Source organism: Streptomyces scabichelini (genome assembly GCF_011045015.1).
Taxonomy (GTDB): Bacteria; Actinomycetota; Actinomycetes; order Streptomycetales; family Streptomycetaceae; genus Streptomyces; species Streptomyces scabichelini.
This window is the reverse complement of the sequence record NZ_JAAKZY010000098.1, coordinates 1-12,897: the sequence shown is the minus strand read 5'-3', so window position 1 is coordinate 12,897 and position 12,897 is coordinate 1. Positions and strand designations below refer to the sequence as shown.

Here is a 12,897-nt window from a genome sequence, read left to right as displayed (position 1 = left end):
ACCCCGTGTGCCCGCCGGGGAACGGTTCGTGTTGTGGCAAACCTATGACGGGCTGGGCCGTACTTGGGCTACCGGAACGGGGGTAGGCGGCCATTACCCTTGCTTCTTCGGTGCTTCTTCGGCCGTGCCAGGGTGCTCCTTCGGCCTTGCCACATCGGCCCTGCCCGACTCGTCCCTGCCCAACTCATCGGAACGCGAGACATATGACCGTCAACGGCTCAGATGACGTCCTGCTTGTCCACGGCGGAGCCCCGCTGGAGGGTGAGCTCCGTGTCCGTGGTGCGAAGAACCTCGTGCCGAAGGCCATGGTCGCCGCGCTGCTCGGCAGCGCTCCGAGCCGGCTGCGCAATGTCCCCGACATCCGTGACGTACGGGTCGTACGCGGGCTGCTGCAACTGCACGGGGTGACGGTCCGTCCGGGAGAGGAGCCGGGCGAGCTGGTCCTGGACCCGTCGCACGTGGAGAGCGCGAACGTCGCGGACATCGACGCGCACGCGGGTTCGTCGCGCATCCCGATCCTGTTCTGCGGTCCGCTGCTGCACCGCCTCGGCCACGCGTTCATCCCGGGCCTGGGCGGCTGCGACATCGGCGGCCGGCCGATCGACTTCCACTTCGAGGTGCTGCGGCAGTTCGGCGCGAAGATCGAGAAGCGGGCGGACGGGCAGTACCTGGAGGCTCCGCAGCGGCTGCGCGGCACCAAGATCCGGCTGCCGTACCCGTCCGTGGGCGCGACCGAGCAGGTGCTGCTGACGGCCGTCCTGGCAGAGGGCGTGACGGAACTCTCGAACGCGGCCGTGGAGCCGGAGATCGAGGACCTGATCTGCGTGCTGCAGAAAATGGGCGCCATCATCGCGATGGACACCGACCGCACCATCCGCGTCACGGGCGTGGACAAGCTCGGCGGCTACACCCACGCGGCTCTCCCGGACCGCCTGGAGGCCGCCTCGTGGGCTTCCGCGGCGCTGGCGACCGAAGGCAACATCTACGTCCGCGGCGCCCAGCAGCGCTCGATGATGACGTTCCTCAACACCTACCGGAAGGTGGGCGGCGCCTTCGAGATCGACGACGAGGGCATCCGCTTCTGGCACCCGGGCGGCCAGCTCAAGTCCATCGCCCTGGAGACGGACGTGCACCCCGGCTTCCAGACGGACTGGCAGCAGCCGCTCGTCGTCGCCCTGACCCAGGCGACGGGCCTGTCGATCATCCACGAGACGGTGTACGAGTCCCGCCTCGGCTTCACGTCGGCCCTGAACCAGATGGGCGCGCACATCCAGCTCTACCGCGAATGCCTCGGCGGCTCCCACTGCCGCTTCGGCCAGCGCAACTTCCTCCACTCCGCGGTCGTGTCGGGCCCGACGAAGCTCCAGGGCTCCGACCTCGTGATCCCCGACCTCCGCGGCGGCTTCTCGTACCTCATCGCCGCGCTGGCGGCCCAGGGCACGTCCCGGGTCCACGGCATCGACCTGATCAACCGCGGCTACGAGAACTTCATGGAGAAGCTCGCGGAGCTGGGCGCGAAGGTGGAACTGCCGGGCAAGGCGCTCGGCTAGCAGCAGCAGCTTTCGGCAGCAGCCGTACGTACCGACAACAGCAGTACGTACGACAGTGGGGCGGCCACCCGGTCCGGGTGGCCGCCCCACTTGTGTCGTATTCCGCGACTGTTACTGCTTTTACTGGTCTTACTGGCCCTTCGCGGCTTCCTTGAGCTTGCTGCCCGCGGAGACCTTCACGCTGTAGCCGGCCGGGATCTGGATCGGGTCGCCGGTCTGCGGGTTGCGCGCGGTGCGAGCGGCACGGTGGGTGCGCTCGAAGGTCAGGAAGCCGGGGATGGTGACCTTCTCGTCGCCCTTCGCGACGACCTCGCCGACGGTCTCGGCGAACGCGGCCAGAACGGCGTCGGCGTCCTTGCGAGTCACCTCGGCGCGGTCGGCCAGCGCGGCCACCAGCTCACTGCGGTTCATGTTGTTACTCCCGTGTTCTTCTTGCCGTTGAGGCGTGCCACGCGGCGGAGCCGCATGCTGAGCACCAGCGAAGCCGATGCTGCCAGGGTCCTCGGTCGGTCCCCGGACCCGGGTCCATCGTCCAGACCCTCGCGCCCAGAGACGCATCCTGCCCCCACCTGCGGCGGGAAAGCCAATCCGGCACCCCTGAGAGTCACACGAAAAGCGCCACCGCCTCGAAATGGTGACGCTCCGTCCGCTCCCGGCGGCGGACCGCAGGGTTTGAAGGGCCTGAGCCTGGCCGCCACCCTAGGGGCGGCCGGAGGGACCGTGTCCACGACGCGCCGTGTCCGGACCGCCGTGGCCATCGTCACAGCCTACGACTCAGGCCGTCACGGCCACCCCCGCGGCCTTCGCCGCGTTGCGCACCGCGCCGGCCACCGCGCCCGCGACCTTGTCGTTGAAGACGCTCGGGATGATGTAGTTCGGGTTGAGCTCGTCCTCGGTCACCACGTCCGCCAGGGCGGTCGCGGCGGCCAGCATCATCTCCGTGTTGACCGTGCGGGACTGGGCGTCCAGGAGACCGCGGAAGACGCCCGGGAAGACCAGCACGTTGTTGATCTGGTTCGGGAAGTCGGAGCGGCCCGTGGCCACGACCGCCGCCGTCTGCCGGGCGATCGCCGGGTCGACCTCGGGGTCGGGGTTCGCGAGCGCGAACACGATGGCACCGTCGGCCATCCCCGCCACGTCGTCGCCGTCGAGCACATTGGGAGCCGAGACGCCGATGAACACGTCGGAGCCGCGCACGGCCTCCTTCAGCGTGCCCGTGACGCCCTCGGGGTTGGTGTTGTCGGCGATCCAGCGCAGCGGCGAGTCGGGGGCGGCCTGCACCAGGTCCTCGCGGCCCGCGTGCACGACACCGTGGATGTCGGCGACGACGGCGTGCTTGACGCCCGCCGCGATCAGCAGCTTGAGGATGGCGGTACCGGCCGCGCCCGCACCGGACATGACGACGCGGATGTCACCGATCGCCTTGCCCGCGACGCGCAGCGCGTTCGTCAGGGCGGCGAGTACGACGATGGCGGTGCCGTGCTGGTCGTCGTGGAAGACGGGGATGTCGAGGGCCTCGCGCAGGCGCGCCTCGATCTCGAAGCAGCGGGGCGCGGAGATGTCCTCCAGGTTGATGCCCGCGAAGCCGGGCGCGATGGCCTTGACGATCTCGACGATCGCGTCGGTGTCCTGGGTGTCCAGGCACAGCGGCCAGGCGTCGATGCCGGCGAATCGTTTGAAGAGGGCCGCCTTGCCCTCCATGACGGGGAGGGCGGCCTTGGGCCCGATGTTCCCCAGGCCGAGCACCGCTGACCCGTCCGTCACGACCGCGACCGAGTTGCGCTTGATCGTCAGACGCCGGGCGTCCTCGGGGTTCTCGGCGATCGCCATGCAGACGCGGGCCACACCCGGCGTGTAGATCATGGAGAGGTCGTCACGGTTGCGGATGGGGTGCTTCGACTGCATCTCGATCTTGCCGCCGAGGTGCATCAGGAACGTACGGTCGGAGACCTTGCCGAGCGTGACACCCTCGATGGTGCGCAGCTGCTCCACGATCTCGTCGGCGTGTGCCGTCGACGTCGCCGCGATGGTGACGTCGATCCGGAGCTTCTCGTGGCCGGACGCTGTCACGTCGAGGCCGGTCACCGAGCCTCCGTGGGACTCGACGGCCCCGGTGAGCTGCGAGACCGCGGTTCCGCTCGCGGGCACCTCCAGCCGGACCGTCATCGAGTAGGAGACGCTGGGCGCCGTTGCCATGGCCGACTTCCTCTGCTTTCACCGCGTGCCGCGTGTGTCGCTGGTTTGCCGTCCGATCGTCGCACCTACCGCGGAGTACGCGGTAGCCGCCCCGGATTGCGAACGTTTTGTTCGCGCAGGTGGCACGGGGTGCCAGGGAAAATCCGGCGCACTTGGGACAGCGAAAAGGGACCCGTGTCACCAGGTGACACGGGCCCCTTCACATTCAATGGCACCGACCCGCCATGCTCGCCTCGCGGCAAGTGGTCGCTCGAAGCGACGAAGGTTGGGCCCGGGGGCTTGGATCGAGCCGGTGCCTCATCCACCGTAACAAAGGATCCCCTCAAGGCAATTCCCGTCCCGAGAGTTCATTCCAGGGTCACAGGAAAGAACACGGTCACAGGAAAGGCCAGGCAGCCAGTCCTGCCAAAGGCCACAGTCAGTCGCGTCAGTCGCGCAGGAGGTCGGGCACCCCGTTCGCGTCGGGCTCGTCGCGGTCCTGCGAGACGACGGTGAGCTGCTGGGTGGCCCGGGTCAGGGCGACGTACAGCACGCGCAGTCCGGCCGGCGACTCGTCGGCGATCTCCGCGGGCGAGACGACGACCGTGGCGTCGTACTCCAGTCCCTTGGCCTCCAGGCTGCCGAGGGCCACGACCCGGTCGCCGAGCCCGGCGAGCCACCGGGCGGCTTCCGCGCGCCGGTTCATGGCGACCACGACCCCGACCGTGCCGTCGACCCGGTCGAGCAGCCGCGCGGCCTCCTCCCGGACGCTCCGCGCGAGCCCGTCCCGTACGACACTGAAGCGCGGCTCTACGCCCGTCGAGCGAACCGCGGACGGGGACGTCGAGCCGGGCATGGCCAGCGCCAGCACCTTCGCGGCCAGTTCGGCGATCTCGGCCGGGTTGCGGTAGTTCACGGTGAGCGTGAAGCGGCGGCGCGGGCGGGTGCCGAGGGCCTCGTCGCGGGCCTCGGCGGCCTCGTCCGGGTCCGACCACGAGGACTGGGCGGGGTCGCCGACGACCGTCCACGTGGCGTGCCGGCCACGGCGGCCGATCATCCGCCACTGCATGGGCGTGAGGTCCTGGGCCTCGTCGACGATGACGTGCGCGTACTCGGTACGTTCCTGGGCCAGCCGTTCGGCGCGCTCGCGCTGTGACTCCTCGCGGACCGGCATCAGCTCCTCCAGGCCCGTGAGCTGGTCTAGCGGGTCCAGGTCGCGTTTCTTGCGGGGGCGGGCCGGGGCGCCGAGGATCGCCTGGAGCTCGTCGAGCATCGCCACGTCGTGCACGGAGAGCCCGTCGCGCCCCAGTGAACGGGCGACGCGGCGCACCTCGCCGGGGTTGAGGATCCGCCGCGCCCAGCGCCCGAGCCGCTTCTCGTCGGCCATCGCGGCCAGCACGGCGCGCGGCGTCAGCTCGGGCCACCAGGCGTCCAGGAACTCGATGAAGCTGTCCTCGGAGGTGATGTCCTCGTCGAACGACGACCGCAGCTCGGCGGCCAGCTCCGGGTCGGTGTGCCGGGATCCGGCCCCGGACTTCGCCCACAGGGCGTCGAGCAGCAGCTTGCGGGCGCGGGGGCGCAGCAGGTTCACGGGCGCGGTGCCGGAGAGCGCGTTGCGCCGGATGCGGTCCAGCTCAGGCGCCTCCAGTTCCAGACGGCGCCCGAAGGCGACGACGCGGAGACGGGTGGTCGGGAGGGCGGGGGCCTGCGCCCCGTCGTCACCGAAGTCACCATTGCTGAAGTCGCCGTCGCCGAAGGCAAGCTGTTCCGCGTCGGCGTTCCGCGAGCGTCCGGGCGCGCCACCCGTGCCGGGCGCGCGCTGGTTCACGCGCCCCTGGCCACGCGCCCGCGAGCCCGCGCCGTTGCCGTTCCGCGCGGAACGCGAGGACGCGTCGCCGCGCCCGCCGGACTCAGCAGCGGAGCCCGCCCCACCAGCCGTCTCCAGCGCCCCCCGCGCCGCCTTCCGCAGCACCTTCAGCATCCGGTACGAGCCCTTGGCGCGGGCCACCGCCGGCGAGTCGTACAGCGTGGCCTCGGCGCCGTCGACCAGCGAGCCGACCGCGCGGATGGCGACCTGCCCCTCCTCGCCGAGGGACGGCAGGACGCCCTCGGTGTACGCCACGAGCAGGGGCGTGGGCGAGACGATCAGGATGCCGCCCGCGTACCGGCGGCGGTCCTGGTAGAGGAGGTACGCGGCCCGGTGCAGGGCGACAGCCGTCTTGCCCGTCCCCGGGCCGCCCTCCACGTACGTCACCGACGCGGCGGGCGCCCGGATGACCTGGTCCTGCTCGGCCTGGATGGAGGCGACGATGTCCCGCATGGTGTGGCTGCGGGCCTGGCCGAGCGCGGCCATGAGCGCGCCGTCGCCGATGACGGGCAGCTCGCGCCCGTCGAGGAAGGCCGTCAGCTCGGGCCGCATCAGGTCGTCCTCGACGCCGAGCACGCGCCGTCCCTTGGAGCGGATGACCCGGCGGCGTACGACCCGGCCCGGATCGACCGGCGTCGAGCGGTAGAAGGGCGCGGCGGCCGGTGCCCGCCAGTCGATGACCAGCGGTGTGTAGTCCGCGTCGAGCACGCCGATCCGGCCGATGTGAAGCGTTTCTGCGATGTCGGCGGTGTTGTCGTGCCGTATGGCGCCCTCGGCGGGCTCGACCGCCGTGTACGCGCCGTCCGGTCCCTTCTTGCCGTCCTTGCCGGCCAGCAGATCGATGCGTCCGAAGAGGAAGTCCTCGAACTCGTTGTTCAGGCGGTTGAGGTGGATCCCCGCCCGGAAGACCTGTGCGTCGCGCTCGGCCAGCGCGCCCGGCGTGCCGACCTGGCCACGCTTGGCCGCGTCGTTCATCAAGAACTCCGCCTCGTGGATCTTCTCCTCGAGGCGCCGGTACACCCGGTCCAGGTGTTCCTGTTCGACGCCGAGCTCTCGATCCCGTACGGAGTCCTGTGCGGACCTGTCGACCGAGCCGAGCGCGGTTTCCTGCTGAACCTGAGCGGCCACCCGGGCCCCCTTCTGACGTGCATGGCAGCCGTCAACCGTACGCGAAGGGGGGCCGGGGAGGCTACGTATCCGCTGCGGGTCTATCCGTGCGGTCTACGTATCCGCTGCCGGTTCGGTCACGCGTCCACCTGCACCAGACGCGTGCCGTCGAACGTCACGATCTCGAAATGGTCGATCTCGTTCGGTGTCATGGCGGCGCCGCCGTGGACGTACAGCGGCTTCTTCGCCTTCTCGTTGGTGCTGTCCTTGATGCCGTAGCCCCACTTCGGGACGGACCAGGAACTCACCGTCTCGCGGTCGCCGTTCTTGCCGACGGCGACGAGGGAGCACTTCTCCGGGCCCTTGACGTTCTTGAGCTCCACGACGGCGTGGGTGCCCCAGGCCTTGCTCTCCATGCCGACCGTGGCGCTGACCTTGGTGGTCGGGTCGGTGGCGGAGATCTTGTCCTTCATGTCGTTGAAGAAGGCGTCCTCGGCGGGGCTGGTGGAGTGCGGTGCCGCCGTCACGTTGTTGTTCTCGCCGTCGCCGCCGGTGACCCCGATCGCGGTGACCGGGCCACCGATGATCAGCGCGGCGGCCGCCGCGACCATGTACATGCCGCGCCGACGCTTCTGGGCGCGGCGCTCCGCGACCTCGTCGACCAGCCGGTTCACCAGGCGTGGGCTCGGCTTGGCGGACAACGACTCGCCGATGGCCGGAGTGCCCTGGGCGCCCGGCAGATCCGCGAGGGCGGCCAGCATCGGCTCCATGCCCGCGAGTTCGTCCAGCTGCTGCGCGCACCACTCGCAGGTCGCGAGGTGCGCCTCGAAGGCGGTCGCCTCCGCGTCGTCGAGAATGCCGAGGGCATACGCGCCGACAGTCTCGTGCACATCACCCGGGCCCTGCGAACTTTGCATGGGTCCAGGGGTACCCGTTCCGTATCCCCCGTATGTACTCATGCCGTCACCCCACGCTCTTCCAGCGCCAGCTTCATCGAACGCAGGGCATAGAACACCCGTGAGCGCACCGTGCCACTGGGAATGCCCAGCGTCTCGGCAGCCTCATTGACAGTACGCCCCTTGAAGTACGTCTCGACCAGGACCTCCCGGTGAGCAGGGGTCAGGTCGTCCAGCGCGTCAGACAGTGTCATCAGCCACAACGCCTTGTCGATCTCGTCCTCCGCGGGGATGACCTCCAGCGGCGACGGGTCCACCTCCTGAGGCCGGGCCTGCCGGCTGCGGTGGCCGTCGATGACGATGCGCCGGGCGACCGTCACCAGCCAGGGTCGTACCGAACCGGTAGCTCGGTTGAGCTGACCGGCATTCTTCCAGGCACGGATGAGCGTCTCCTGCACAACGTCCTCGGCACGCTGCCGGTCACCGGCGACCAGCCGCAGCACATAGGCGAGCAGGGGCCCCGCGTGTTCCCTGTACAGCGCACGCATCAGCTCCTCGTCGGGTTCCGAGGGCTGGGACATGCGATGTCGGGCCCTCGGCGGTCGTTCATCGGCCACGGCGGAATCCTTGCGCACGCCTACCTCCGGTGTCCGGGGGTTCCCCCGAGTCGGTCGCTCTCCACCGGGTACGCATGCGAACGGCAGGCTGTTCAAAGTGTGACGTGTGTTTCTTCGACCCGGCGGGACCAGGCGGACATGGCCGCACATACCCGTCACGGGGGCTTTACATTTCAGCCACGCTGGCGAGATCCCGTCATTGCCCACGCCATGACAGACGGAAACCCGATGTAGCCAATGTCACTAGAAATTGCCGAGCACGAAGAAGACATACGGGACAGCGCGGGGCTGCGCCCAGTCAGGGGCGCCTCGACAGGGGCGCGCCTGACGGGGGGTGCCCCGACAGGGGCACACCTGACGGGGTGCCCCGATAGGGGCGCGGGGAACTGCGCGACCAGCCACGACGGACCCGCACCTTCCGAAGCCACCTCTCCAGCACCTTCGGAACCACCCCTCACACCGGAACCGCACTCCCAGCGGAGCGCGCCCGTCGCCGATGCCGAGCCACCCGTTCCCGGTTGCCGCACGTCTCACTGGAGCACCAGCGGCGCCGACGCCCACGCGACGTGTCGAGGTACACGATGGGGCAGTTGTCCCCCTCACACTGCCGGATGCTCGCCCGGGCGACGGGATCGGTGAGCAGTTCCACGGCATCGCGGGCCACGACGGCAAGGAGCCCGGCACAGGAGGGCGAGCCGTCGAGGGCCCGTACGAGGGCGCCGGCGTCGTCCCAGACCGCACGCGGAGCGGGAGTCGCCGCGCGGGCGCGTTCGTTGACGCGGGCCAGCGCGATACCGAAGGGCCGGGAGGCCGCCGAGGGCTCTCCGCGCACCAACTGCCCGATGTGACCGCGCAGTTCACGAAAGCCCACCAGCCAGGAGGTGTCGGCCGCCGCCAGCGACGTATCCGCCGGAACGAGCCCCGATCCGCTGATCCAGGCCCGCAACGGCTCGACCGAGTCGAGCCGTTCCTCGGGATGCGTGGTCGCCAGAAGGTCCAGACAGATCCGACCGGAGTCGAACCGCAGCTCGTACGAGGCCGTGGCCGCGGCTGTGCCCAATGCCATGTTCCTGTCACCGCCTTGGGGTTACCGCCATGAAGGGGTCGGCGAGGGTCCGTACCCCCTACAGTGCCTCCCCGCACGCGCGGCCGGAACCCCCAGCGCCAGAACCCCCGGTAACGCCTTGGACGTCCGCGTATGCGCATGAGCGCCACGGCGATGTCGCCGGGCGCGGCCCGCCGGTTGACTCGAAGCCATGACGAACACGACGGCAAGGACAGAGAACAGGGAGCGGCGGCGTACGACCGCCGGGGGTGTGCTGGTCGCGGCCACGGTCGCCATGGGTCTGATCGCCGGGTCCTTCTACGTTTTCGCCTGCGCCGTGATGCCGGCGCTGGCCCGCAGCGACGACCGCGTCTACGTCGAGGTCATGCAGAACACCGATGACGCCATCTACAACCCGGTGTTCTTCCTGAGCTTCATGGGCGCGCTGGTCCTCACGGCGATCTCCGCCTGGCAGCTGCGCTCTTCCAGGAGGCTGCGCCGGTGGGTGTGGGCGGCCCTCGTCGCGTACGCCCTCGCGTTCCTGTTCACCGTCACGGTGAACGTCCCGCTCAACACCGACCTCGTAGACGCCGGCGATCCGGCGAGGATCGCCGATCCGGCCGCCGTGCGCGAGGAGTTCGAGGACCCTTGGGTGGCCTGGAACGTCGTACGGGCCGTGCTGTCGACGTGCGCCCTCGGATTCCTGGCGTGGGCGCTCGTGCTCTATGGGCGGTACGGGCCGTACGGGCGTCAGGCGTCCGCGTACTTGGAGTCCGCCGCCGGGTCGAGCGCGAGCCGGTAACCCCGCTTGACCACCGTCTGGATCAGCTTGGGCGCCCCGAGTGCCGTACGCAGCCGGGCCATGGCCGTCTCGACGGCGTGCTCGTCCCGTCCCGCGCCGGGCAGCGCCCGCAGCAGCTCGGCCCGGGCGACCACCCAGCCGGGCCGCCGGGACAGCGCGCGCAGCAGGGACATACCGGCAGGCGGTACGGGCCGCAGCGCGTCGTCCACCATCACCGCATGGCCCCGGATCTCCACCCGGTGCCCCGCGATCGGCAGCGTCCGCGCCCTGGACGGCAGCTCCTGGCACAGCAGCTGTACGAGGGGGCCGAGCCGGAAGCGCTCCGGCTGGATCGTGTCGATGCCCCGGGCCTGCAACGGCAGCGCCGTGACCGGGCCGACGCAGGCCGACAGCACGTCGTGGTTGAGGGCGGCGAGCAGCTCGGGCAGCAGCCCGCGGTCCTCGGCACGGCCCAGCAGCGAGGCGGCGGCCGGCGCACTGGTGAAGGTCAGCGCATCCAGGCCGCGGGTGACCGTGGCGTCGAGCAGCCGGTCGACGGGGCTGATGTCCTCCGGCGGCATCCACCGGTAGACGGGTACGCCGACGACCTCCGCTCCTCCGGCCCGCAGCGCCTCGACGAAACCGGGCAGCGGCTCGCCGTGCAGCTGCACCGCGATCCGGCGCCCGTCGACGCCCTCCTCGAGCAGCCGGTCGAGCACCTCGGCCATGGACTCGGACGAGGGGGACCACTCCTCGGTGAGCCCCGCGGCCCGGACCGCTCCTTTGACCTTGGGCCCGCGGGCGAGCAGCTCGACACCGCGCAGCCGGTCGAGCAGAGCCTCGCCGAGGCCCCAGCCGTCGGCGGCCTCGACCCATCCCCGGAACCCGATCGCGGTGGTCGCGACCACGACGTCCGGGACCTGGTCGATCAGTTCCTTGGTGGCCGCGAGCAGCTCGCTGTCGTCGGAGAGTGGCACGATGCGGAGCGCTGGGGCGTGCATGACCGCGGCACCGCGCCGCTGAAGCAGGGCGCCTAGTTCGTCGGCACGGCGGGCCGCCGTCACGCCGACGGTGAATCCCGCGAGGGGGCCGTGTTCGTGTCGGTCTGGTCGCTGCAGTTCGTCGTGCATCAGCTCTAGTCCCGATTCGATTCATCCTGCACTGCACCGGTCATCCTGCACTGCACCGGTCTGCGCCGGTTCATCCTGCACCGGTTTGCGCCGTTCGTGCACCCGCCGTACATCAGCGGTCAACCGAGCCTGTCAACGGCTCGTGACAGGCTCGGTTCCGCTTGATGTCGGTGGTGTTACGTCACACCTCCGCGTAGCTGAGCTGCGTCTTCGACTCGGCGGCCGGTGTGGCCTGGCTCCCTGCGGGCGCCTGGCGGCGAAGGTATACGGCCCAGGTCACCCCGAAGCAGACCGCGTAGAAGGCGAGGAAGCCCACGAAGGCACCCGTACCCGATCCCACGCTGAGGAACGACTGCCGGAAGGCGAGGTTGATGCCGAGTCCGCCGAGCGCGCCCACGGCCCCGATGAGCCCCATGGAGGCACCGGAGAGCCGGCGCCCGTAGGAGGCGGCCTCTTCACCGGTGAGTCCCATGGCGACGGCCTTGGCCTGGAAGATGCCGGGGATCATCTTGTACGTCGAGCCGTTGCCGAGTCCGGTCAGGATGAACAGGGCGATGAAGGCGGTGGTGAAGAGGGCCAGCGACTTGGACATCGAGGCGGAGATGATGACGGTGGTCGCGGCGGCCATGCCGACGAAGTTCCACAGCGTGATCTTCGCGCCGCCGTACTTGTCGGCGAGCCAGCCGCCGAAGGGCCGGATCAGGGAGCCGAGCAGCGGGCCGATGAAGGTGACGTACGCGGCCTGCAGCGGCGTACGCCCGAACTGTGTCTGCAGCACGAGCCCGAACGCGAAGCTGTAGCCGATGAAGGATCCGAAGGTCCCGATGTAGAGGAAGGACATGATCCAGGTGTGCGCGTCCTTGACGGCCTCCTTGGCCGCGCCGGTGTCGTTCTTCACGGACGAGATGTTGTCCATGTAGAGGGCGCCGAGGACGGTGGCGAGGATGATGAACGGGATGTAGATCCCGAGCAGCACACGCGGCCCACCGCTCGCTCCGATGACGGCGAGACCGACCAGCTGAACCACGGGCACACCGATGTTGCCGCCACCGGCGTTCAGGCCGAGCGCCCACCCCTTCTTACGCAGCGGGAAGAAGGAGTTGATGTTGGTCATGGAGCTGGCGAAGTTGCCTCCGCCGACGCCGGCGAGCATGGCGCACACCAGGAACGTCCCGAACGACGTCCCGGGCTCCATCACGATGAACGCGGCGATCGTCGGGATCAGCAGCATGCTCGCCGAGACGATCGTCCAGTTCCGGCCGCCGAAGCGGGCGACGGCGAAGGTGTAGGGGACGCGCACGACGGCGCCGACCAGGGTCGCCATCGACACGATGAAGAACTTGTCGGCGGGGGTGAGCCCGTACTCCGGGCCCATGAAGAGCACCATCACGGACCACAGGGTCCAGATCGAGAACCCGATGTGCTCGGAGAGTACGGAGAAGAAGAGGTTCCGCCGGGCTACCTTCTCGCCGGTCTCTTTCCAGAAGGTCTCGTCCTCGGGATCCCAGTGCTCGATCCAGCGGCCTCCCCTGCTCGGTGCGGGGGCTGTACTAGGGGCTGTCATGACGCCTCCACGGTTCTCCGGTGCTCAGGTGTGTCGTACGTGGGGTTCGTACGTGGGTGATGAGTCCCGAAGGTAGGGATGGCGCGTTTCCGGTCTGTGCCTCTGAGTGACCGCGGGGGAACGTTGCTCTCACGAGCGGGTGGGGGTGGCGGTGAGGTTGAGCGG

Annotated in this window: 10 protein-coding genes; 2 read left to right on the top strand and 8 right to left on the bottom strand. The window is 69.8% G+C overall.

Going from position 1 to position 12,897, the window contains the following annotated elements:
- Positions 1–203 precede the first annotated feature (203 nt).
- Positions 204–1,550 (top strand): UDP-N-acetylglucosamine 1-carboxyvinyltransferase, encoded by a 1,347-nt coding sequence (gene murA / locus G5C60_RS27605; RefSeq protein ID WP_165263637.1) that lies wholly within the window; start codon positions 204–206, stop codon positions 1,548–1,550.
- A gap of 129 nt (positions 1,551–1,679) precedes the next feature.
- Here murA and G5C60_RS27600 read toward each other — a convergent pair whose 3' ends face one another.
- The 6 genes from G5C60_RS27600 to G5C60_RS27575 all read right to left on the bottom strand — a co-directional run bounded on the left by G5C60_RS27600 (position 1,680) and on the right by G5C60_RS27575 (position 9,278).
- Positions 1,680–1,961: an HU family DNA-binding protein gene (locus tag G5C60_RS27600; protein ID WP_124441836.1), complete on the bottom strand. Its 282-nt coding sequence runs from the start codon at positions 1,959–1,961 to the stop codon at positions 1,680–1,682.
- A 363-nt stretch (positions 1,962–2,324) separates the two neighbouring features.
- Positions 2,325–3,746: an NAD-dependent malic enzyme gene (locus G5C60_RS27595; RefSeq protein ID WP_165263636.1), complete on the bottom strand. Its 1,422-nt coding sequence runs from the start codon at positions 3,744–3,746 to the stop codon at positions 2,325–2,327.
- Positions 3,747–4,173: 427 nt separating this feature from the next.
- The gene (locus tag G5C60_RS27590) at positions 4,174–6,720 is read right to left on the bottom strand and encodes a UvrD-helicase domain-containing protein (RefSeq protein ID WP_165263635.1); all 2,547 of its coding nucleotides are present in this window, start codon (positions 6,718–6,720) and stop codon (positions 4,174–4,176) included.
- A 116-nt stretch (positions 6,721–6,836) separates the two neighbouring features.
- The gene (locus G5C60_RS27585) at positions 6,837–7,616 is read right to left on the bottom strand and encodes an anti-sigma factor family protein (RefSeq protein ID WP_165263634.1); all 780 of its coding nucleotides are present in this window, start codon (positions 7,614–7,616) and stop codon (positions 6,837–6,839) included.
- 38 nt (positions 7,617–7,654) lie between these two features.
- The gene (locus tag G5C60_RS27580; RefSeq protein ID WP_010039908.1) at positions 7,655–8,176 is read right to left on the bottom strand and encodes a sigma-70 family RNA polymerase sigma factor; all 522 of its coding nucleotides are present in this window, start codon (positions 8,174–8,176) and stop codon (positions 7,655–7,657) included.
- A gap of 490 nt (positions 8,177–8,666) precedes the next feature.
- Positions 8,667–9,278, bottom strand: a complete 612-nt coding sequence (locus G5C60_RS27575) for a CGNR zinc finger domain-containing protein (protein ID WP_165263633.1) — start codon at positions 9,276–9,278, stop codon at positions 8,667–8,669.
- A 190-nt stretch (positions 9,279–9,468) separates the two neighbouring features.
- On the opposite strand from G5C60_RS27575, the gene G5C60_RS27570 reads away from it, so the two are divergent.
- Positions 9,469–10,059, top strand: coding sequence for an anthrone oxygenase family protein (locus tag G5C60_RS27570; RefSeq protein WP_241267110.1), 591 nt, complete (start codon positions 9,469–9,471; stop codon positions 10,057–10,059).
- On the opposite strand, the gene G5C60_RS27565 is transcribed toward G5C60_RS27570, so the two are convergent.
- Both G5C60_RS27565 and G5C60_RS27560 read right to left on the bottom strand, forming a co-directional pair.
- Positions 10,008–11,168 carry a uroporphyrinogen-III synthase gene (locus G5C60_RS27565; protein ID WP_165263632.1) on the bottom strand — a complete coding sequence of 387 codons (1,161 nt, stop codon included), beginning with the start codon at positions 11,166–11,168 and terminating at the stop codon, positions 10,008–10,010. The two genes, G5C60_RS27570 and G5C60_RS27565, sit on opposite strands and share 52 nt — an antisense overlap.
- A gap of 181 nt (positions 11,169–11,349) precedes the next feature.
- Positions 11,350–12,732 (bottom strand): nitrate/nitrite transporter, encoded by a 1,383-nt coding sequence (locus G5C60_RS27560; RefSeq protein ID WP_165263631.1) that lies wholly within the window; start codon positions 12,730–12,732, stop codon positions 11,350–11,352.
- Between the last annotated feature and the right edge of the window lie 165 nt (positions 12,733–12,897).

Coding starts and splice junctions, on each gene's coding strand:
- murA (WP_165263637.1), top strand. CDS start 204: ATGACCGTCAACGGCTCAGATGACGTCCTGCTTGTCCACGGCGGAGCC.
- G5C60_RS27600 (WP_124441836.1), bottom strand. CDS start 1,961: ATGAACCGCAGTGAGCTGGTGGCCGCGCTGGCCGACCGCGCCGAGGTG.
- G5C60_RS27595 (WP_165263636.1), bottom strand. CDS start 3,746: ATGGCAACGGCGCCCAGCGTCTCCTACTCGATGACGGTCCGGCTGGAG.
- G5C60_RS27585 (WP_165263634.1), bottom strand. CDS start 7,616: ATGCAAAGTTCGCAGGGCCCGGGTGATGTGCACGAGACTGTCGGCGCG.
- G5C60_RS27580 (WP_010039908.1), bottom strand. CDS start 8,176: ATGTCCCAGCCCTCGGAACCCGACGAGGAGCTGATGCGTGCGCTGTAC.
- G5C60_RS27575 (WP_165263633.1), bottom strand. CDS start 9,278: ATGGCATTGGGCACAGCCGCGGCCACGGCCTCGTACGAGCTGCGGTTC.
- G5C60_RS27570 (WP_241267110.1), top strand. CDS start 9,469: ATGACGAACACGACGGCAAGGACAGAGAACAGGGAGCGGCGGCGTACG.
- G5C60_RS27565 (WP_165263632.1), bottom strand. CDS start 11,168: ATGCACGACGAACTGCAGCGACCAGACCGACACGAACACGGCCCCCTC.
- G5C60_RS27560 (WP_165263631.1), bottom strand. CDS start 12,732: ATGACAGCCCCTAGTACAGCCCCCGCACCGAGCAGGGGAGGCCGCTGG.